Source organism: Bacillus sp. MD-5 (assembly GCF_002201875.1).
Taxonomy (GTDB): Bacteria; Bacillota; Bacilli; order Bacillales; family Bacillaceae; genus Bacillus; species Bacillus stercoris.
The window spans coordinates 1,398,842-1,419,364 of the sequence record NZ_CP021911.1 but is presented as its reverse complement, the minus strand read 5'-3'; the positions used below and the strand labels follow the sequence as shown (position 1 = coordinate 1,419,364).

The following is a 20,523-nucleotide window of genomic DNA, read 5'->3' as shown; positions in this document are numbered from 1 at the left end:
TATTAGTACAAAGAATCAAGAGGACAGGTACTGCTTGGCCGTTTCATGTCATACATTATTTTATCATGATATACATGTCATTGGGCATTTTTAGCATCGGGGAGGTAAGAATGAACTTGTCGAAGATCAATACACTTTTGATTGCCTCGTTTTTTCTTTTTTTAACAGCGACTGTCATCTCACATCCACAGGCCTCATTCGAAGCCTCTAAAACCGGGCTTTCTATGTGGTGGGAGGTTGTGTTTCCGTCATTGCTGCCATTTTTTATTCTGTCCGAACTCTTAATCGGCTTTGGCATTGTACGGTTTGTCGGTGTTTTGCTTGAGCCTTTTATGCGGCCGATCTTTCGCGTGCCGGGTGTCGGCGGCTTCGTTCTTGCTATGGGAATGGCATCAGGAAACCCAGCGGGAGCAAAACTCACTGCCCGTCTGCGGCAGGAAAAACAAATTTCAAGAGTAGAGGCAGAACGGCTTGCGTCGTTTACCAATTCTTCAAACCCGCTCTTTATTTTCGGCGCTGTTGCTGTCGGTTTCTTTCAAAATGCGTCACTAGGCATTTTATTGGCTTCTGCACACTATTTAGGGAATCTGGCTGTTGGATTAACGATGCGTTCCTACGGCCGCAAGGAAGAGCAGCATCTCAGAAGAAAGAAAACGATACCCTTTCCTTCGATCAAAGATGCGTTACACGCCCTTCATACCGCCAGACTTGCGGAAAAACGGCCTTTGGGCAAAATTTTAGGCGACGCCGTGACGTCTTCTGTTCAAACGCTTCTTATGGTAGGCGGCTTTATTATTTTATTTTCTGTCTTCAATCGGCTGTTGTCCGTGGTTCAGCTGACTGATGTTTTGTCTGTTTTCACAAAAGGCGCGCTGACTTTGTTTCAGCTTCCGGCTCAATTGGACATTCCGCTTTTATCGGGGATGTTTGAAATCACGTTAGGCAGCAAGCTTGTCAGCGAGACAGATGTTTCTCTTCTGCAAAAAGCGATTATCGTCAGCTTTATTCTCGGGTTTAGCGGCTTTTCCGTACAAGCTCAAGTGGCAGGTATTTTATCGGAAACCGACATTAGATTTAAACCATTCTTTATCGCACGGTTGCTGCAGGGCGTTTATGCCGCTGTCTTCGTCATGCTTTTATGGAAACCGCTTTACACGGCGTGGCATGATCCTTATCAGTATGTATTTAAATCTTTTAAGAGCAGTGACATGCCAGCTGCATTTATAAACGGCTGGAATCTGCTTGTGCAGATCGGACCTGCTGTCACACTATGCGCGCTGTTTACGTACATTATCATTTTTTCTTACAGACTGACAAACGGCACAAAAAAAGGATGAGTCAAACCCCCTCATCCTTGTCTGTATTTTTGCTGAAGCGCAAGCTCTACTTCCGGCGGTACAAATTCTGATACCGAGCCGTTGTATCTCGCCACTTCTTTTACGATGCTTGAACTTAAAAACGAATACTGATTGTTTGTCATCATGAAAAATGTCTCAATGGATTCATCAAGCACACGGTTTACTGACGTTCCCTGCATCTCGTATTCAAAATCTGATACAGCTCTCAAGCCTCTTAATATCGCTTTGGCATTTTTTCTTTTTGCATAATCAATTAACAGTCCTTGTGATGTTTCAACTGTTATGTTCGGAATGTCTTTTGTCACTTCTCTCAGAAGCTCACACCGTTCCTCTACACTGAACAAAGGCTTTTTTGAAGAATTATTCAGCACACATACATACACTTGTTCAAAAATATGCGCCCCGCGTTTGATGATATCCAGATGCCCGTAGGTCACCGGATCAAAACTGCCGGGACAGACAGCTATACTCGCCACCTCACTACCCCCTCTTTTTATAAATCGCCACACCTGTAAGCCCATAGGTTTCTTTTCTTGTCATCACAAGATCTCCTACGGTTTCGGGAAGCTCGACCTCTCTGTCATGCTCAGCGACGATAAAGCCGTCTTCTTCCAGCATTTGATATTCGTCAATCAAAGTTAAAAGTGCTTTCAGCTTTTGATCCTTATACGGCGGATCGAGAAAAATGCCGCGAAAGCCGGTTTCTCTCTTTGCAGCAGCGTGCAAAGCACGTTCCGCCTCATTGCGGTATACCTGTGCATGTTTTGTAAGCTCCAGCGTTTTCAAATTAGATTTTACCGTTTGAATGGCCCTAAAATCACGGTCAACGAATATACAATGCTCAAACCCGCGTGAAAGCGCTTCGATTCCAAGACCTCCGCTCCCTGCGAATAAGTCTAGTCCCCTTCCCCCATCAAAATAAGGGCCGATCATATTGAAAATGGATTCCTTCACTTTGTCGGTTGTCGGTCTTGTTGATGTTCCCGGCACAGCCTTTAGTGAACGGCCTTTTTTTGATCCAGAAATTACTCTCATGTTCCACACCACTTTTTCTAAAAGCTATTTTGTTTCTTTATTCGGCCAGACGCCGCTATGTACATAGAAAAAAATCAATCCTATCTTAACATAAAGCATTCTCCCAAACAATGAACGCTAATCTTGATAAACAGGTGTATAGGCAGCATGATCCTTGTCCATACTATAAGCAACAGCATCTAGAGGATGTTGTTGCCAACCGCGGAGAAGACTTACGTTTCCCCATAAGTTCTTCCTCCGGTTTCTCCTCTCCCTTTGCCTTCTCCTTAACATATTAAGGAATAGAAGGACCCCGCAGATGTCTGCGGGGGTTTTTTTATTGCTATATGCCGATTTTATAATCGTATTCTTTTGCCTTATCAAGCTTTGACTCGAATTCCAATTTTAAAAACGGTTTATAAGAAGGCTCTACTTTTTTCACAAAAGAGTAAGACGCAATCTTGTCCATTGTTTTTTCAATTTGGTCCATATCACAGTACAGTACGACATATTTTAATCGTTTTGATACATAGTGCACATTCCCGAACTTTCTCAGCATTTTGCTTTGCTTTAGGGAGTGCAGATACACAACCATTCCCTGGCGCCTATTCTCCAATACAATCACCTGCCTGATTTCTTTTATATGTAAAAGACGAGACGGCCAGTCTCGTCAGGACACTTTACATCCGCAGCTTCCGCCTGAACCGCAGCCGCCTCCGCATGAAGACAAACCGTCAAAATAAGGGTTCCCAGTCGGAACTTTCACATGCTCCGAAACAGCTGTCCCAATCTCGACGCTGACCTCATCAAGAATGGACTGGAGCTCATTTTCAGCTCTCTTGAAGTCAGCCACCTTGTCGTTCAGGTCCAGCTCACGTTTGATCTCCCTCATTTTCCGGGATATTTCTCTATAGTCAGGATGATATTTGCCAAAACGCTGTACATCCTCATACTGCTCTTTTATTTTGATAAAAGAACGAATAATCCGCCCTGCCTCTTCATCTTCCTGGAGACGCTTGTAACAATTGCGGTAGTTCTCAGCCGTCTCCGACTGCAGAATCATCTCGGCAAGCTGCTGAGCTTCACCTTGAAGCCGTACGGATTCCATCGTCGCATACATAACATGCACCTCCAGTTGTTAGTTTACCATGAAACCAGCCAATTGGAAAATGCTTAACCACAGCTGAAAACAAACTCCGTATGGACGCATGAAAAAGACCCTTTCCCGGGCCTTTTAATCTTTTGTCCGCATCGCTTGGAACATTTGCATCATCATTTGCGCCATTTGAATCCCGTTTGTAAACTGATTCACCCGATGCGGAATGGTTTTTTCATAAAAATTCATCATCTCAAGCTGAAAGGTGGACAGATCATCCGGTTTTCTCGAAAGCCTGCGGTACCATATCGGCTGCTCTCTGATGAATCGTTTCCGTTCTTCGTTTGCGAAAATATATTCCTGCACCTCTTTGCGCATATGAGATCCCCTTTTTTAATCCTTTCGAAAAGAAAAAGGATGCTGTCCAGAGCCTGGCTGAGATTGCTTCTGGCTGTTCCCGGAAAATGTATTAAGAAGGTTTTGCAACGATGAGATTGACTGGCTCATTTTATTGATTTGTTCGTTCATTTGATTGACATCCATCTTTTTCACCGCTGTCACCATTTTCGTGACAAAATCATTTTTTTGCGGTGTTTCGGGCACAGCCTCTGCAGCTTCTTCCGGTTCCCGATACGGATCCCAAATCGGGTCGCTCTCCCCGAAGAGAACCCAATTTTCATATACGTCCTGCCAGCTTCTTTGTTCTTTTCGCACTTCTTTTATCAGCTTGGGATGCTTTTTGACGAATTGTTTAAAGTCATTGATTGAATGATTGGCATGTTGATTCGCCACAATCCTCACCCCCTCCGAAAATCGTTACCTACTACAATGTATCGTTTTGTCGGGCATTGTGTTCGCCTATATTCATTCACAAATGAATTTTTAGTGCTGTCCCTAAACACTGGTGAAAAGCCTTAAGAAGAAGGGGAAATCGGCTCCTCATCAGCAAGAAAAGTAACATATTGAACAGGCTGTATTTACACATCCCTTAGCGCAAGCCAGCTTGTGTGAAATAGAAAAAGCCCGGAACCATTCGTCCGCGGCTTTCATTACCATCGCTTAATAAAATTTTGGGTGTAATACTTTCGGTCTACTCCGACACCAAGATGCGTATAATCTGAATTCAGAAGCGCTTTTCGATGGCCTTCGCTATTCAGCCAGCCTTCTACAGCTGCCGGACCGTCCACATAATTGTATGCGATATTTTCTCCCGCTTGCTGAAAGTCAACATGCCCTTCTTCTAAGCGGTCTTTCAGTGAACCGTATTTCTTAGAAACATGGGAGAAATAATTATTTTCCTTCATATCCTCGCTATGCCCAAAGGCAACTTCCGCCGTTGGCTGATCCCACTCAAGCTTCGCAAGTCCATGTTTGACGCGTATGACATTCGTCAAATCAAGTATTTGCTTTTCGCTCGTTGTTTGGATCTTTTTCCACTTCTCATCTGAAACGGCTTTCGGTTTGATTAATTCCCCGCGGTACACTACCTCATAAGGTCTTTGCTTTACAAAGGTCTGCGCATCAAACGCCCTGATGCTGGATAGCTTCCCTTCAAATTTGTCCATATACAGCTGGACGTACATCTTTCCTACCTTTACAGTCGGTCTTGTATTGATATCTTCTTCAGAAAATTCAAACCGATAGGAATTTCCTTTATACTCTACATTCACAAATGGCGCCACCTGGGTCGTCTTGAACACATCTCCGGTTGATTCGCCAATTTTGAAAGGCTTGGCGTTAATATCATTCCCAGCCGCGAATAATGTGACCACTTTATTGTTTAATACCCCAATTTGGATATATTGGTCCTTACCTTGATTGTATACCCACCAATCGTAATCATAAGCTGAAGGATCAATGCGTTCAGGTTCCCCAAGCTTTTTCGTTACTTCATCGGCGGACTTGCCCATGAAGGACAATAATCCTGAAGTCGGCATATGTATTCGTTTGCCGCTTTCTGCTTCCTCATTTGACACCTGAGGCTCGCTGTCATTTGATTTCTTTTCAGGAACAGATCCATATTGAATAAACAGAACATAAGTTCCGCAAATAATCAAAAGGATAACCATTGCTCTCAATATATTTTTCAATCTATCACCCCCGTGGCGATTCACAATGTCTTGCCTTACAACCCATTACAATACAGCCTATTTAACATGTCAAAGATTTATGTGTTAATGAAAAAAGCCTTCTTCTCGATTATCACCTTCAGAAATATCCGATAAGGCGCTGCCGGCACGTTCATTTGTTTGCTCAGATAAAGAAAGATCACCAAGCGTGACAATTCCAGTCAGTTTTTTATTTTTTGTAACTGGTATCCTTCTGAGCTGATGCGATGCCATCAAATGAAGAACCTCATCAACTGAAGCATCTTCCTCCACACTGACAGGTTTTTCGGTCATCGCGTCAGTGATTTTTTGCGAGTTCGGTTTTTTGATGGCGATTCCTCTTAACACGAGATCACGGTCGGTCACGATGCCGACCAATGTTTCCCCATCCTCATCAACCACTGGAATCGCCCCTACATTCGCGTCCTTCATCTTTACTGCAGCTTCATATACATTATCTAATACCGTGCAATATTGCAAGTCGGCTGTCATCAGATCTTTTATTTTTGTCATCCGTTTAACCTCCTTTAGTCTAGTGCTATTGTCGTCAAAATTTAATTTTTGCATACTTTCAAAAGAAGAAGATTCATTGAAAGTTTAACGCTTTCATACTATGATTGTCAGGAAAGGTAATTTTTATAAGGAGGGGTCGGTGTTGAAGTTTACTGAAAGCGGACTTGAAGGGGTTAAGGCTGAACTCAGCTTGCTAGACGACTTAATGGAAAGCAAAGGTCTCATCAGAGCAGGCCAATGGGATTACGAGAGAGTCACCTATGACAAGAAGTTTTCGACGATTGAGGGCACGTTTTACCTGCGGATACAAGGAATTGCGGCAGAGGGTGATGTCGGAAGCGGACGCGCGGTGATTCAATTAATGTCCCCTCTCCTAGGCAAGCATTACTACCCGCACGGAGTAGAGTATGGAGAAACGGAAGAGTTTCCCGTACAGGTTGTGACAAAAAGCAAAGCACTGATTCAGGACATATCCGACATGTTAAAAACAGTTCAAATGTAACGAAAAGGTACAGCATATTCCGCTGTACCTTTTATGATATCGTCTGCTGAATATACGGCGGCTCCTCCTGCCCGTCCTTTTCCCTTTCTTTCTTCACCCATTGGAAAAAAATAATCGCCAAAAAAGTACCGTACACAATTTCCTGAATGATTTTCATCATGACGGCCCCGAGCTGCTGATCCTCTAACAAAGGCAGTGTATTCAACATCTCCGGTCCTGTTAATGGGACCTGCCCCATCATATCCGCAGGCACGCAAAGGCTCATTGCCTCGGCCCATGCAGACGGATCTGTATAGGTGGCGTATAACGGCGCACCGCTGAACATGATTAAGGCGCAAGCAGGTGTGAGCAGCATACCGTCCGCCATAATATACCCCAGCTTCATCAAGCCGCTGAGCTGCCGTAGACGCCCCACCTTATGAACAAGCGGCCACCACATGAAGAATGCAAGCACAAAGATAAGCCAAGTGATTAATGTATGGTAAAACGGATTGGTTTTGACAGTATCAAATATAAGCGGTACATGATATAAAGAAAAAATGCCGTTAAACAAAAGCAAAGCAATTAAGGGCTTCGCGAAAAAGGAAAAAACCGGTTTGATGGCAGGCCTGAAAATGATTTTCTCCCAGAGCCATGCAGGAATTCCAGCGATCAACAGTGGCGGTACAACCAAATACAGGACAGCCATCTGTACCATATGCGCGCTAAACATAATATGTCCGAGCAAATCAACAGGGCTTCCCTCGGCCGCATATAAAAACAGCATCGCCGACAGAAAACACGCCATCTCTTTACCAGTTATTCGATTCGGCTTTGAAAACATTCGCCTGTAAAAATAGAGATAAATCGCCGTAATGCCTAACAGGATACAAAAAAGATAAGGGCTCCACATGGCGCGAAACCCAAATATCTCCAACTGATTCATTTCTTCACCTCCGGCGGCTGTTCAAATTACCACCATATAATTGTGACAAACGCAAGAACAGTGATAAACGCGACAAACACCCCTGAATACAAAAATAATGCCGGCGCCTCATGCCCTTTTTGATTCATATGCATGAAATAATACAGCTGAAAGATGACTTGAATTGCAGCAAGCAAAATAATGAAAGGAATCGTAAACCAGCTTGCGACACCGTCTGTTGCCACAGTCAGAAATGCAACAATCGTAAGACCGATCATTAAACCAAAAGATAAAACCTGATATTTCATCTCCTGGGCATGCTTTTTTTTCTTAAATTCAAGGTCGCTGTTGATATGCCCTCTGCTTTTTTTACCGACCATGTTTATCCCACCATCCCCATTAAATATACAACGGTAAAGATGAAGACCCACACGACATCAATAAAGTGCCAATAAAGGCTGGCAACGTAAAACTTAGGCGCCGTATACAGGTTCAGCCCTCTCTTGGCATTGCGGATCATCAGCGTGCTGATCCACATCAGCCCAAACGCCACGTGGGCGCCGTGTGTACCGACAAGCGTGTAAAACGCAGAACCGAGCGCAGAGCTTGTGATGGTAAAGCCAAATTCATGGGTGTAGTGCTTAAACTCATAGATTTCCAGTCCTAAAAAGCCCGCCCCCAATAAAACCGTAATTCCCAGCCAAAGCTGCATCTTGCCGAAGGAAAAGTTCTTCATGTGGTACATCGCGTACACACTCGTTAAACTGCTCGTTAATAACAGCATTGTCGCAATGAATACAAGTGTTACGTCGAACATTTCGGTTGTAGGCGGATCACTGGCGTTTGAATTCCGAAGCGCCAGAAACGTGGCGAAGAGAGACGCAAACAGAACAGTCTCTCCGCCAAGAAAAAGCCAAAAGCCTAGAAATTTATTTTTCCCTTCCAGTGTTACTTTTTCAGGAGAAGCTGGAAAGGTTTCTGCGGTGAATTTTTCTTGAATTTGCATTATGCCTTCACCCCTTTATCATCGTTCGGCAGTTCCTCTTTATGAATATGATAGCCGTGATCATCAATGACTGAGCGGAGCAGCATCGTAATAAAGGTGATGCCGAGTCCGATAAAGATCACTGGCAAGCCCCAAGCGTAATCGCTTCTGTACAGCAGCCCGAACGCTGCGACAAAAAGGCCGAAGGAAATGATGAGCGGCAGGATTGAGCCGTTTGGCATATGAATATCATCAACCGGTTCCGCCGGTGTCATTGATTTGTGACCTGCCTGCTTCTCGATCCAAAGCGGATCAAGTCCTCTGACAAAAGGAAGCTGTTTAAAGTTATACTCCGGCGGCGGCGAAGAAACGGCCCATTCAAGCGTACGTCCGTCATGCCATGGATCATCGCCTACATACTCGCCTTTTACCGAAGTCCAAATGACATTGACCAGCAGAAGAATAACAGCTGCCGCCATAAAAAACGCCCCGATTGTACTGATCAAGTTGCCGGTTTCAAGCCCCTGGCCAGGCAAAAACGTATAAACCCGGCGCGGCATCCCCATTAAACCGACAAAATGCTGAATGAAAAACGTGAGGTGAAAACCGATAAAAAACAGTACAAATGAAATTTTTCCCATCGTCTCATGCAGAATTTTACCGAACATTTTCGGCCACCAGAAATGAACACCGGCTAATAGGCCGAATACCACGCCGCCAATGATGACGTAGTGGAAGTGCGCCACCACAAAATACGTATCATGGAACTGATAATCAGCAGCGGCCGCTGCCAGCATGACTCCCGTCACACCGCCAAGCACAAAAGATGGAATAAATGAGACAGCATACAGCATTGCGGTTGTATACTTCACATTTCCTCCCCAAATCGTCAACAGCCAGTTGAAAATCTTAATCCCGGTCGGAATCGCGATAGCCATTGTGGCAACCGCAAAAATCGCATTTGCAATCGGGCCAAGACCAGTTGTGAACATGTGGTGCACCCATACCATAAAGCCCAGAAAGCCAATGAGCACGATGGCAAAAACCATTGAAGAATAGCCAAACAAACGCTTTCTGGCGAAAACAGGGATGACCTCGGAAAAAATACCGAATGCAGGCAAAATTAGGATATAAACCTCCGGATGGCCGAAAATCCAAAATAAATGCTCCCAAATGACCGTATTCCCTCCAAGCTCGGGATTAAAGAAATTGGTTCCGAACAGCCGATCCAGCATCATAAGAGCCAATCCGACCGTAAGCGGCGGAAAGGCAAACAAGATCAATGCCGAGGCCACGAATGTCGTCCATGTAAACAAAGGCAGCCTCATGTACGTCATGCCCGGAGCCCTCATATTGATAATCGTGGCCAAAAAGTTAATCCCGGCTATCAGCGTCCCGAGCCCCGATATTTGGAGTCCGAGGACGAAAAAGTCTATGCCGTGCCCTTTTGAATGAAGCGAAAGAGAGGCATATGACGTCCAGCCCGCATCTGGCGCTCCGCCCAAAAACCAGCTTAGATTTAAGAAAATGCCTCCGAAAAAGAAGAGCCAAAAACCAAGCGCATTTAAAAATGGAAACGAAACGTCCCGAGCCCCGATCTGCAATGGCACAACCGCATTCATCAAGGCAAATAAAAGCGGCATCGCAGCCAGAAAGATCATCGTCGTTCCGTGCATAGTCATTACTTCATTGTACGCTTGAGCACTGAGAAACGCATTTTCCGGCTTTGCAAGCTGAATTCTGATAAACATCGCTTCAATTCCCCCGACAAGAAAGAAGAATCCTCCTGCCGCTAAATAAAGAATCGCGATTTTTTTATGGTCCACCGTCGTCAAATAATCCCAAAGCATAGATCCGCGCGTCCGCTTTTCTGTAAGCGCATTCAACATATGTGACCTCCCCCAATATCTCCCTTTCTTCCCTACTTGCTTTCCGCTTTTAAGCCTTTTAAGTATTCATAAAGCGCATCTGTTTCGCTGTCTGAGAGCTTTGGATATGTTCCTGTCATTTTGTTCCCCGGCTTTATGCTGTCAGGGTCCTTCAGCCAGGCCTTCACATTTTCTTTGTTGGCCTCTTTCACCCCTGCCACTTTTGTCCTTTCACCGAAGGTCGCCAAGTTGGGTGCCGTTCTAGCGGCTTCTGCACGCTTATCATTCGGCTCTACCGCATGGCAGCTCAGGCAGTTTTTCTCTTTAAACAGTTCTTCACCCTGCTTAGCCAAATCGCTCTCTGCTGTAGATTTATAGTTTTTCATTTCTTTTGTCCAGCCCTGAAATTCCTTTGCAGACATTGTCTTTACTTTAAAATCCATCAGCGCATGTGAAGGGCCGCAAAGCTCTGCACATTTTCCAAAAAACATATCTCCTGCCTCTTTGCTTCGTTTCGAATCAAATGTCAGGAAGAACTTATTTTCATTATCCGTATTTGTATCAAGTTTTCCTCCAACTGAAGGAATCCAGAAGGAATGTTTCACATCAGAAGCTTTTAAATTAAAATATACACGCTGGTCTGTCGGCACAATCAGCTCCTGGCTTGTGATGATGCCGTAATCAGGGTATTCAAACTCCCACCAGTATAAATTTGCCCGGACATTGACTACAAGAGCATCCTCAGCTTTGCGGCCTTTCTTATCCATTGGTGATGTGTCTGCTAGCTCCAGCGTATATAATACAACAGGGATCACAAGAATAATGAGCAGCAAAATCGGGATCACGGTCCATGTGATTTCTAAAAATTTATTCCCCTCTACCTGTTTCGGTATCGTGTTCTCACCAACCCGTGATCTTCTAAATCTAACAATCACATAAAAGAAGATAACAGATACTACTGCAACAACAACCACCATAATCAATGTGCTGAGCACTGTCAGGTCATACTGTTTATCAGCCACCTCGCCAGCAGGCTTGAGCGTGGATAAAAAAGGTTTTCCACATCCGCTTAATAGAAGCGGCACTAAGGCTAATAATAAAATAAGACGCCAATGCTTTACCATTTCACCCAACCCCTTTTCTGGTCAATACAAAGGCGGAAAGCAGATCGAAAACCATCGCCTCCAGCCTATCACCAATAAAGCACTTACATTTCCTCTTCTCTTAAATTATGAGTTTTTTTACTCAAAATGCCATCTATGTATAAAAGTAAAGCCGCCTGATTAAACAAGAGGTCAAGGCGGCATTTACTAGTTGTCATCGTTTATTTTGAAGCGATAAAACAAGCAGCATATCTATTTTTTAGAAAAGAGTTAAGACAACCATGGCAACGAAATAGATAGTCATGTAGTTAAGTGAGTATACGAACATCTGCGTTGCCCACTTCATAATATTCTTGGAGCGGAATCCCATTAAGCCAAGAATCAGCCAGCCGATATTTAACAGCAAACCGAGGATGACAATTGGAAGCCCTAGGCTACCAAGGAAAAACGGAAGCGGCATCAGGCACGCAACCCACACAATAATTTGTCTTTTTGTCACTTCAAATCCGTATACGACAGGAAGCATCGGAATATTTGCAGCTCTGTAATCCTCAGTTTTCTTAATAGCCAATGCTAAGAAGTGAGGAATCTGCCAAATAAATAAAATCATGAATAACACCCATGCTACGACACCGATATTCCCTTCCACTGCCGTCCATCCAATAAGCGGCGGCACTGCACCTGAAACGCTTCCTACTACAGTGTTAATCGTATAGCGGCGTTTCGTCCACATTGTGTACAATACAACATACGTAAAGACTCCGATAAAACCAATGACAGCAGCCATGACAGTTGTCATCAGCAGCATAATCAATCCTAAAGCAACCAGCAAAATTCCTGACCATAACGCCTGACTCGGCTGAATTTTACCCGTAACCGTAGGTCTTACTTTCGTGCGCTCCATAAGATGGTCAATATCCCGGTCATACCAGTTATTGATCGCGCAAGAACCCGCAATAATCAGAGATGAACCGATTAGTGTAAGAAGAACGGTGTTTATATTGCCTAAAAAACTTAAACCGGAAATATGTAGTGCAAGCCACATTCCAGTGAAAGTCGTGATGAGGTTAGAATTGACGATCCCTATCTTAATAAGGGACAGAAAATCTTTCCATGCCGTTGTTTCTTCAATTTGTCCGTCTATAGCTGTATCATTTAAGATTCTGGAGTTAGCCATAACGTAAACCTCCCTTACAAACCTAACGCAGGAGAATAAAAAAACCTGCAACTCTATCATACAAGATAACATCTTGTAAAAAAACATCCTATTAAATATTAAACGACAAACAGGAATTTATTTGTGAACTTTTTATGAATTTTACCAAAGATGCAGGCAATCGCCAAATTGGCATTGCGTTTACCTTATTTCTATCAGACCCGGCACGAATAATCAAGTGTACATTTTCCAGAAGCCGTCATTCTATTATATTTTTGTGAACAAAAGCCTCTGGGAATTGCCACAAAACACATATTCGCTTACACTTGGAACGTATATAAAATTGCAGCAGTATGTTGAGAAGGTGAATATTGTATGAATAAAGCATTAAAAGCTCTCGGTGTCTTGACGACATTTGTCATGCTTATTGTTTTAATCGGGGGTGCTCTCGTTACAAAAACAGGTTCCGGCCAAGGATGCGGCAGACAGTGGCCGCTGTGTCACGGCCGTTTTTTCCCTGAACTGAATCCGGCCTCAATTATTGAATGGAGCCACAGATTCGCAAGCGGGATCTCTATTATCCTTGTGTTAAGCCTTGCGTTTTGGTCATGGAGAAAAATCACGCCGATTTTCCGTGAAACAACGTTTCTCGCGATCATGTCTATTATCTTTTTATTTCTACAGGCATTGCTTGGCGCATTGGCTGTCGTATTCGGTTCGAACGCGTTGATAATGGCGCTTCACTTCGGCATCTCATTAATTTCTTTTGCTTCAGTGCTTATTTTGACATTACTCATATTTGAAGCTGATAAATCAGTCAGAAAACTGGTTAAGCCGCTTCAAATCGGCAAAAAGATGCAATTTCACATGATAGGAATTTTAATATATTCCTATATCGTTGTGTATACAGGCGCATATGTAAGACACACTGAATCAAGTCTTGCATGTCCTGATGTGCCGCTGTGCAGCCCGCTGAACAATGGACTTCCGACCCAATTCCATGAATGGGTGCAAATGGGCCACAGAGCAGCAGCCTTACTATTATTTGTATGGATTATTGTTGCCGCTGTTCATGCTATCACTTCCTACAAAGATCAAAAACAGATTTTTTGGGGATGGATCTCGTGTCTTATTTTCATCACATTACAGGCACTGTCAGGTATTATGATCGTATACACTGAACTGGCACTGGGCTTTGCACTTGCCCACTCGTTCTTTATTGCCTGTCTGTTTGGCGTTTTATGCTACTTCTTATTATTGATTGCCCGCTTCCGTTACGATTCCAGACAGTCATAAAGACTCTAGACCAAAGCCTTAAGCAGCTTTGGTCTTTTTTCATGTCTTGTTTTGGCGCTTTATTGTTTCAATGGCCAGCCTTTGTATTAGTATCACTTCATGAAAATAAACCCTTTTGACCATGGATAATCAGATAGAGCCTAGAGTAATAAAGTATCTAAAAGATCGCCGGTATAAAAGCCTGTTTAATTTTGAAAAGGAAATGGCTTGTGACAGCACTACTGTATAATCTTTGAAGGCCGCTTACATCTCTTCTAAACAGTTTCACTCCGCATTTTCTATAAAAAACAAGAGTGTATATCAAATGATATACACTCTTTGTTTTTTATGCTTTTTCAATTTCGAGGAGCAGATCTCCCGTTTGAATCGGCTCGCCATTTTTCACATGAACTTGCTTGACTGTTCCTGAGAAAGGGGCTTGAACCGTTGTTTCCATTTTCATCGCTTCATTAATCATCAAATGATCACCTTTATTGACTTTTGTACCTGCTTCAGTCAATACCTTAATAACGGTTCCAGGCATGGAAGCTGCGATATGGCTTGGATTTGTCCGGTCTGCTTTCAGCCTTTCCTGAACGGAAGACTTAATGCTTTCATCTTTAATGACTACTTCACGCGGCTGCCCGTTCAGTTCGAAATAAACGACGCGAGTGGCGTCAGGCTGAGGCTCACCGATTGAAATCAGCTTAACGATCAGCGTTTTGCCGCGCTCAATTTCAACTTCTATCTCTTCACCTAATGTCATGCCGTAGAAGAATGTCGGTGTATCTAATACCGAGATGTCTCCGTAGCTTTCTGTCGTTTTCACATAATCAGTGAAAACTTTAGGATAAAGGGCATACGCCACAGCGTCCTGATCTGAAATTTCCAAGTTATGCTGCTCTTTAAATTCCTGTTTGATCGCTTCAAATGATACCGGCTCAAGCAGTTCGCCCGGTCTGACTGTAATCGGCTCCTGCCCTTTTAAGATCAGCTTTTGCAGTTTTTCCGGGAATCCGCCATGAGGCTGCCCGATATTCCCTTTGAAAAGCTCCACAACAGAATCAGGGAAATCTAATGATTCGCCTTTTTCGTAAACGTCTTTTTCAGTCAGGTTGTTTTGCACCATATAGAGTGCCATATCTCCGACTACTTTTGAAGAAGGCGTTACCTTGACGATGTCACCGAACATATCGTTCACGCGTCTGTACATTTCCTTGACTTCATTCCAGCGGTCGCCAAGGCCTACTCCCTTGGCCTGCTGCTGCAGGTTGCTGTATTGGCCCCCTGGCATCTCGTGCTCATAAATTTCAGTATGCGGAGACTTCATTCCGCTTTCAAATTCACTATAATATTTACGCACTGACTCCCAATATTGGGACAGCAATTCAACGTTTTGGACATTCATTTCCGGACGGCGGTTGTTGCCTTCCATCGCATGATAAAATCCGCTCGCGCTAGGCTGTGACGTTAATCCCGCCATTGAGCTGACCGCCACATCTATGATATCAACACCGGCTTCCACAGCTTTTGCATACATATAAATACCGTTTCCGCTCGTATCATGTGTATGAAGGTGAACCGGAATGTCGATCGTTTCTTTCAACGCTGAAACGAGTTCATATGCAGCCTGCGGTTTTAACAGCCCTGCCATATCTTTAATCCCGAGAATATGGGCACCTGCCGCCTCAAGCTCCTTCGCCATCGATGTATAATAAGCAAGGTCGTACTTCGTCCGGTTCTTGTCAAGGATATCTCCCGTATAACAAATCGCCGCTTCTGCCACTTTGCCGGTATCCCGAACGGCATCAATGGCTAACGTCATTCCTTTTACCCAGTTTAAGCTGTCGAAAATACGGAACACATCAATGCCCGATTGAGCTGATTGCTTCACAAATTCTTTAATCACATTGTCCGGATAATTCGTATAGCCAACCGCATTTGATGAGCGAAGCAGCATCTGGAATAAGGTATTCGGCACTTCTTCACGAAGGTCTTCCAAACGTTTCCACGGATCCTCTTTTAGGAATCGGTAGGCTACATCGAAGGTCGCGCCTCCCCACATTTCCATACTGAACAGTTCAGGCCATAATGCAGCCGTTGGATTTGCGATTTTTTTCAAATCATGCGATCTGATTCTAGTTGCCAATAACGATTGGTGGGCATCCCTGAATGTCGTATCTGTTAAAAGGACAGATTTCTGCTCCTTAACCCAATTTGCAAGCCCTTCTGCACCTTTTTCATCGAGAATTTGCTTTGTTCCTCTGGCGGGCTGCTGATCAGCGTCTACCTTTACGGTTAACGGCTTGTCAAACGCCGGTTTTTCTTTTTTTCCGATTCCGGGGAAGCCGTTCACTGTCACATTGCCGATGTAAGTGAGCATTTTCGTTCCGCGGTCTTTTTGTTTAGGAAAAATAAATAATTCAGGCGTTGTGTCAATGAAAGATGTATCATATTGCCCTGTCAGGAACTTCTCATGTTTTGCAACGTTCTCAAGGAACGGAATGTTCGTTTTTATGCCTCTGATTCTAAACTCCTGAAGGTTTCGTACCATTTTGGCAGCCGCCTGTTCAAACGTTAAAGCCCAAGTTGAAAGCTTAACGAGCAGTGAATCATAGTATGGTGTGATCACGGCGCCTTGGAAGCTGTTTCCGGTATCAAGACGGACACCAAAACCGCCGCCTGAACGGTAAGCCATAATTTTTCCTGTATCAGGCATGAAATCATTTTGCGGATCCTCAGTCGTAACCCGTGACTGAATGGCATAGCCGATTGTAAAAATGTCCTTTTGCTCAGGAATATTTACTTTTTTGCTGTGAAGACTGTGCCCTTGGGCAACAAGGATCTGTGTTTGAACAATATCGACACCCGTAATCATTTCTGTTATCGTGTGTTCAACTTGTACGCGAGGATTTACTTCAATAAAGTAGAACTCGTTGTTTGCAACAAGGAATTCGACCGTACCCGCATTTATATAGTTTACATTTTTCGCAAGCGCAACAGCCGCCTCACAAATTTGATCCCTTAATTCAGGTGACAGCGATACACTTGGCGCCACTTCAATGACCTTTTGGTGGCGTCGTTGAACGGAACAATCCCTTTCAAAAAGATGGACGACATTGCCCTGCTTGTCTCCAATCACCTGAACTTCAATATGTTTTGGATTTTCAATTAATTTTTCTACATAAACTTCATCATTGCCAAAGGCTGCTTTCGCCTCTGATTTTGCACGCTCATAAGCTTCTTTGACTTCACTTTCAGCTCTGACAATCCGCATACCGCGGCCGCCGCCGCCAAGCGAAGCTTTAATGATAATCGGATAACCGTTAGCTTGTCCAAATTGTTCAACAGCTTCAAGCGTTTCTGCAGGACCGTCGCTTCCGGGAATCACGGGGATTCCGGCTTTTTCTGCCTGCTCACGCGCTTTTACCTTGTCACCAAACATATCGAGATGCTCGGATTTTGGACCAATGAATACGATTCCTTCTTCTTCACATCGTCTCGCAAAATGAATATTTTCAGATAAGAAACCGTATCCCGGATGAATTGCATCGACTTTGTTTCTTTTCGCAATATCAATGATCCCTTCAATATCCAGGTAAGCATCAATCGGTTTTTTCCCTTCACCGACTAAGTATGCTTCATCCGCTTTGTACCGATGGTAGGAACCGGAATCTTCTTTTGAATAGACCGCAACTGTACGAATATTCAACTCGGTACACGCCCGGAATATTCGGATTGCAATTTCTCCCCTGTTTGCTACTAATACTTTTTGTATCGATTGCTGAGACAAACTTTTTTCCCCCTTACCCGAATGGAATATAATCTATCATAGCGGAATATCCTTCCCCTGTACACACTTGTTTTTTACTGATAAACAGTTTTTTTAAGCTGTTTCTTTTTCAGTCCCTTCGTCGCCAAGGGTTCTCTCTTTTTCTTATTCTCTGAATATTTTACAAACATGCTGATATTCGCTAATATCCCCATACTCCCCAGCAGCAGCACCAAAGAAGAGCCCCCGTAACTGATAAATGGCAGGGTAACCCCTGTAATCGGAATTAATCCGCTGACACCGCCAAGGTTAATAAACGACTGGATGGCAATCATGCTTGAAATGCCGATCGCTAGAAGACTTCCAAACGGGTCCTCGCATTTTCTGGCAATATAAAAACCTTTTATGACGACAAAACCCAATAAGAAAATCACAAACAATACCCCAAAAATGCCGAGCTCTTCAGCAATGACAGCCATAATAAAGTCAGTGTGTGATTCAGGCAGATATCCGTATTTTTGGATACTTTCACCGAGCCCCAGACCGAAAATGCCGCCTGAGCCGATCGCATAATAAGAATTGATCACTTGCAAGCCTGATGAGTCTGCATACTTAAATGGATCTTCAAGACTCTCAAAACGCGCTAAGCGGCCTTTAGTTAAAATTTTATCCTGATTCAAATAGATAATCGGGCTGACTAAAATCAAAACAATTCCGCCCAGTATCACAAGCCTCATCAGTGTCTTTCCGCTGAATCCGGAGCATAAGATCATGCACGTTGCAATCAGCCCGATAATCATGGCTGTACCGAAATCTGGCTGCATGGCAATTAAACTACAAATCACAAGCGTCATGACTACCGGAGGGGCTACCCCAGTTAATAGATGGTCGATATAGCTTTGTTTTTTGGCATATACGGCTGCAAGGTATAAAATCACGACCAGTTTCACAAACTCCCCCGGCTGGATACTCATTCCGCCGATTTTAAACCAGCTCTGCGCGTTTCCGGCAACATGCCCGAAAACAAACAGTGAGATAAGCGCAAGAACAGATACAAGCAGTATCCCCTTCTGAAACTTTTGATGGGCCAGTGCCTTGTAAGGAAACAAAGCCATGAGAATAAATAGAGCACCACCTGCAATTAAAGCAAACAGCTGCCGCATGAAGAAAAAGTTACTGCTTACGTTATATCGTGAAACAGCTGTAATCATGCTTGAGCTGTAAACCATCACCAAACCGAATCCGCACAGTAAAACAATTGCGAATATCAGCGAGTAATCATAAGATTTTAGCATTTTTTTTAACATAACATCCTCTTCCCTGCTTCTAACTTCCATTAACTATGGTTTTTATGTATTTATCTTTTTTATTTTACTACAATTTATCAAACGAGACGAAGAATCTCTATACGATTCGGAAGGAATGTGTAAAAAAAGACCGTCTTTAAGAGAGAAAAATAGCGGTTATAAAAAAACCCAAACTGTTAATAAGTTTGAGTTTTATCATTTATTTACTTGTAAACGCGTCATGCAATGCAGACAATTCACGTTCCAATGTGTATAAAAGGTCTTTACCGTCTTTTTCATCAACCAATCCCAGGCGGACAGCAAAATCGATTTCCCTCGAAAGCCCGAACATTTGAGTATCTAAGACCTCTTCATATAGAGGACATTGAGGCATCGTTAAGTTATCCATTTGTACTCGGATCAGCTTCAAAATCTTCTCAGCGTCAACTTTTAAGAGTTCAAAAGCTTTTTGCCGATGGTCAACTATCATCTCTGAAGCCAAAAGTATCCCTCCGTTCCCCAGGCGAGTACCTAATTCTTCTATTTATCATAAAGGGTATCAGCAGAAAATGCAAGAGGATTTAAGCAGATGACATAAATTAAAAAATACTCAGTCTGTACATCTCAGACATGATTTCCAATAACTTTACACCTGCAATGCTGTTGCCTTTTTCGTCCAATGCCGGACCGAAAATACCGATCCCGAAATCATAAGGTGAAATGCCCATAATCCCGCCGGATACGCCGCTTTTCGCAGGGATTCCGACCTTAATTGCGAATTCCCCGCTTGCATTGTACATTCCGCACGTCACCATAAATGTTTTGCAAATTCTTGCGACATCTTTTGAGATGACTTGCTTCCCAGTCTCAGGATTTCTGCCATTCAATGCAAATACAGATCCGATTTTCGCTAAATCCAAGCTGCTCATCTCAATCGCGCATTGCTTCGTGTATAAATCCATTACTGCTTCTACATCATCCTCAAAAATACCGTACTGCTTCATATAATAACACATTGCCCGATTAATCATTGAAGTGCTGTATTCGGATTCAGCCACTTCCCGGCAGTATGTAATCTCTTGGTTGTTTGTCAGCCTTCTAATAAAAGAAAGCAAATAATCAAGTCTCTCTTTCACCGTTCTTCCTCTAATCAGACTTGTTACTACCAATGCCCCGGCATTAATCATAGGGTTTAACGGCTTGCTTGGATTTACTGTTTCCAGCTTGATAATTGAATTAAACGGATCACCGGTGGGCTCCTGTCCAACATAACTGAAGACCTTATCTTTGCCGTATTCCATTAACACCAAAGCAAGTGCAAGGACTTTCGATATACTTTGAAGCGTAAATGTTTTTTCTACGTCACCTGCTGACAGGCAAACATTATTGGAATAATAAATCGCCACTGACAGATCGTGTTTATCAGCTTTTGCCAAGGCAGGAATATAACTGGCTACCTCCCCCTTGTCCGTTACTTTTTTCGCCTTTTTCACTAAGGCTTCAAGCTCATCATTATGCCGGCATACCATGCAAACACCCTCGTTCCCTCAGCATTTCAATACACATAATTTGTACACAAAGTG

General features: G+C 43.5%; 21 protein-coding genes. 3 read left to right on the top strand and 18 right to left on the bottom strand.

The window, feature by feature from the left end:
- Nucleotides 1–110: 110 nt before the first annotated feature.
- Entirely contained in the window at nt 111–1,337 is a 1,227-nt protein-coding gene (spoVV, locus tag CDO84_RS07150; protein ID WP_040083231.1) for a dipicolinic acid transporter SpoVV, read from the top strand.
- Between the two features lie 11 nt (nt 1,338–1,348).
- On the opposite strand, the gene coaD is transcribed toward spoVV, so the two are convergent.
- The 8 genes from coaD to CDO84_RS07110 all read right to left on the bottom strand — a co-directional run bounded on the left by coaD (nt 1,349) and on the right by CDO84_RS07110 (nt 6,089).
- Nucleotides 1,349–1,834: a pantetheine-phosphate adenylyltransferase gene (coaD, locus tag CDO84_RS07145; RefSeq protein WP_014663869.1), complete on the bottom strand. Its 486-nt coding sequence runs from the start codon at nt 1,832–1,834 to the stop codon at nt 1,349–1,351.
- 4 nt (nt 1,835–1,838) lie between these two features.
- Entirely contained in the window at nt 1,839–2,393 is a 555-nt protein-coding gene (gene rsmD, locus CDO84_RS07140; protein WP_040083232.1) for a 16S rRNA (guanine(966)-N(2))-methyltransferase RsmD, read from the bottom strand.
- A 322-nt stretch (nt 2,394–2,715) separates the two neighbouring features.
- A complete protein-coding gene (locus CDO84_RS07135; RefSeq protein WP_009967171.1) occupies nt 2,716–2,988 on the bottom strand; it encodes a YlbG family protein in 273 nt (90 codons plus the stop codon).
- Between the two features lie 54 nt (nt 2,989–3,042).
- The gene (gene ricF / locus CDO84_RS07130; RefSeq protein WP_040083233.1) at nt 3,043–3,492 is read right to left on the bottom strand and encodes a regulatory iron-sulfur-containing complex subunit RicF; all 450 of its coding nucleotides are present in this window, start codon (nt 3,490–3,492) and stop codon (nt 3,043–3,045) included.
- A gap of 114 nt (nt 3,493–3,606) precedes the next feature.
- Nucleotides 3,607–3,846, bottom strand: a complete 240-nt coding sequence (locus CDO84_RS07125; RefSeq protein ID WP_014663867.1) for a YlbE-like family protein — start codon at nt 3,844–3,846, stop codon at nt 3,607–3,609.
- Between the two features lie 15 nt (nt 3,847–3,861).
- Entirely contained in the window at nt 3,862–4,260 is a 399-nt protein-coding gene (locus tag CDO84_RS07120; RefSeq protein WP_040083234.1) for a YlbD family protein, read from the bottom strand.
- A 257-nt stretch (nt 4,261–4,517) separates the two neighbouring features.
- Complete coding sequence (locus tag CDO84_RS07115) at nt 4,518–5,558, bottom strand: CAP domain-containing protein (RefSeq protein ID WP_040083235.1); 1,041 nt, start codon at nt 5,556–5,558, stop codon at nt 4,518–4,520.
- 84 nt (nt 5,559–5,642) lie between these two features.
- Nucleotides 5,643–6,089 carry a CBS domain-containing protein gene (locus tag CDO84_RS07110; protein ID WP_003221362.1) on the bottom strand — a complete coding sequence of 149 codons (447 nt, stop codon included), beginning with the start codon at nt 6,087–6,089 and terminating at the stop codon, nt 5,643–5,645.
- Between the two features lie 139 nt (nt 6,090–6,228).
- Between CDO84_RS07110 and CDO84_RS07105 the strand changes: the two genes are divergently transcribed.
- Entirely contained in the window at nt 6,229–6,591 is a 363-nt protein-coding gene (locus CDO84_RS07105; protein WP_014663864.1) for a YugN family protein, read from the top strand.
- A 31-nt stretch (nt 6,592–6,622) separates the two neighbouring features.
- Here the strand turns inward: CDO84_RS07105 and ctaG are convergent, their stop codons facing one another.
- From ctaG to cyoE, 6 genes are all read right to left on the bottom strand, one after another.
- On the bottom strand, nt 6,623–7,516 hold the full coding sequence (ctaG, locus tag CDO84_RS07100; protein WP_040083237.1) for a cytochrome c oxidase assembly factor CtaG: 894 nt from the start codon (nt 7,514–7,516) through the stop codon (nt 6,623–6,625).
- Between the two features lie 26 nt (nt 7,517–7,542).
- Nucleotides 7,543–7,875, bottom strand: a complete 333-nt coding sequence (gene ctaF, locus CDO84_RS07095) for a cytochrome c oxidase subunit IVB (RefSeq protein WP_014663862.1) — start codon at nt 7,873–7,875, stop codon at nt 7,543–7,545.
- A 2-nt stretch (nt 7,876–7,877) separates the two neighbouring features.
- A complete protein-coding gene (gene ctaE / locus CDO84_RS07090) occupies nt 7,878–8,501 on the bottom strand; it encodes a cytochrome c oxidase subunit III (protein WP_014663861.1) in 624 nt (207 codons plus the stop codon).
- Nucleotides 8,501–10,369 carry a cytochrome c oxidase subunit I gene (ctaD, locus tag CDO84_RS07085; protein ID WP_014663860.1) on the bottom strand — a complete coding sequence of 623 codons (1,869 nt, stop codon included), beginning with the start codon at nt 10,367–10,369 and terminating at the stop codon, nt 8,501–8,503. The genes ctaE and ctaD overlap by 1 nt, the downstream gene beginning before the upstream one ends.
- 32 nt (nt 10,370–10,401) lie before the next feature.
- On the bottom strand, nt 10,402–11,472 hold the full coding sequence (gene coxB / locus CDO84_RS07080) for a cytochrome c oxidase subunit II (RefSeq protein ID WP_014663859.1): 1,071 nt from the start codon (nt 11,470–11,472) through the stop codon (nt 10,402–10,404).
- Nucleotides 11,473–11,710: 238 nt separating this feature from the next.
- On the bottom strand, nt 11,711–12,628 hold the full coding sequence (cyoE, locus tag CDO84_RS07075; RefSeq protein WP_003232250.1) for a heme o synthase: 918 nt from the start codon (nt 12,626–12,628) through the stop codon (nt 11,711–11,713).
- A 354-nt stretch (nt 12,629–12,982) separates the two neighbouring features.
- Between cyoE and ctaA the strand changes: the two genes are divergently transcribed.
- Nucleotides 12,983–13,903: a heme A synthase CtaA gene (ctaA, locus tag CDO84_RS07070; RefSeq protein WP_014663857.1), complete on the top strand. Its 921-nt coding sequence runs from the start codon at nt 12,983–12,985 to the stop codon at nt 13,901–13,903.
- A 325-nt stretch (nt 13,904–14,228) separates the two neighbouring features.
- Here ctaA and pyc read toward each other — a convergent pair whose 3' ends face one another.
- From pyc to glsA, 4 genes are all read right to left on the bottom strand, one after another.
- The gene (gene pyc / locus CDO84_RS07065; protein WP_040083238.1) at nt 14,229–17,675 is read right to left on the bottom strand and encodes a pyruvate carboxylase; all 3,447 of its coding nucleotides are present in this window, start codon (nt 17,673–17,675) and stop codon (nt 14,229–14,231) included.
- Nucleotides 17,676–17,749: 74 nt separating this feature from the next.
- Nucleotides 17,750–18,961 carry a cell division protein FtsW gene (gene ftsW, locus CDO84_RS07060; RefSeq protein WP_040083239.1) on the bottom strand — a complete coding sequence of 404 codons (1,212 nt, stop codon included), beginning with the start codon at nt 18,959–18,961 and terminating at the stop codon, nt 17,750–17,752.
- Between the two features lie 199 nt (nt 18,962–19,160).
- Nucleotides 19,161–19,442 (bottom strand): Fpa/YlaN family protein, encoded by a 282-nt coding sequence (locus CDO84_RS07055; RefSeq protein ID WP_014663853.1) that lies wholly within the window; start codon nt 19,440–19,442, stop codon nt 19,161–19,163.
- A gap of 97 nt (nt 19,443–19,539) precedes the next feature.
- A complete protein-coding gene (gene glsA / locus CDO84_RS07050; RefSeq protein WP_040083240.1) occupies nt 19,540–20,469 on the bottom strand; it encodes a glutaminase A in 930 nt (309 codons plus the stop codon).
- Nucleotides 20,470–20,523: the final 54 nt, after the last annotated feature.

Coding starts and splice junctions, on each gene's coding strand:
- spoVV (WP_040083231.1), top strand. CDS start 111: ATGAACTTGTCGAAGATCAATACACTTTTGATTGCCTCGTTTTTTCTT.
- rsmD (WP_040083232.1), bottom strand. CDS start 2,393: ATGAGAGTAATTTCTGGATCAAAAAAAGGCCGTTCACTAAAGGCTGTG.
- ricF (WP_040083233.1), bottom strand. CDS start 3,492: ATGTATGCGACGATGGAATCCGTACGGCTTCAAGGTGAAGCTCAGCAG.
- CDO84_RS07125 (WP_014663867.1), bottom strand. CDS start 3,846: ATGCGCAAAGAGGTGCAGGAATATATTTTCGCAAACGAAGAACGGAAA.
- CDO84_RS07110 (WP_003221362.1), bottom strand. CDS start 6,089: ATGACAAAAATAAAAGATCTGATGACAGCCGACTTGCAATATTGCACG.
- ctaG (WP_040083237.1), bottom strand. CDS start 7,516: ATGAATCAGTTGGAGATATTTGGGTTTCGCGCCATGTGGAGCCCTTAT.
- ctaF (WP_014663862.1), bottom strand. CDS start 7,875: ATGGTCGGTAAAAAAAGCAGAGGGCATATCAACAGCGACCTTGAATTT.
- ctaE (WP_014663861.1), bottom strand. CDS start 8,501: ATGCAAATTCAAGAAAAATTCACCGCAGAAACCTTTCCAGCTTCTCCT.
- ctaD (WP_014663860.1), bottom strand. CDS start 10,369: ATGTTGAATGCGCTTACAGAAAAGCGGACGCGCGGATCTATGCTTTGG.
- coxB (WP_014663859.1), bottom strand. CDS start 11,472: ATGGTAAAGCATTGGCGTCTTATTTTATTATTAGCCTTAGTGCCGCTT.
- cyoE (WP_003232250.1), bottom strand. CDS start 12,628: ATGGCTAACTCCAGAATCTTAAATGATACAGCTATAGACGGACAAATT.
- ctaA (WP_014663857.1), top strand. CDS start 12,983: ATGAATAAAGCATTAAAAGCTCTCGGTGTCTTGACGACATTTGTCATG.
- ftsW (WP_040083239.1), bottom strand. CDS start 18,961: ATGTTAAAAAAAATGCTAAAATCTTATGATTACTCGCTGATATTCGCA.
- glsA (WP_040083240.1), bottom strand. CDS start 20,469: ATGGTATGCCGGCATAATGATGAGCTTGAAGCCTTAGTGAAAAAGGCG.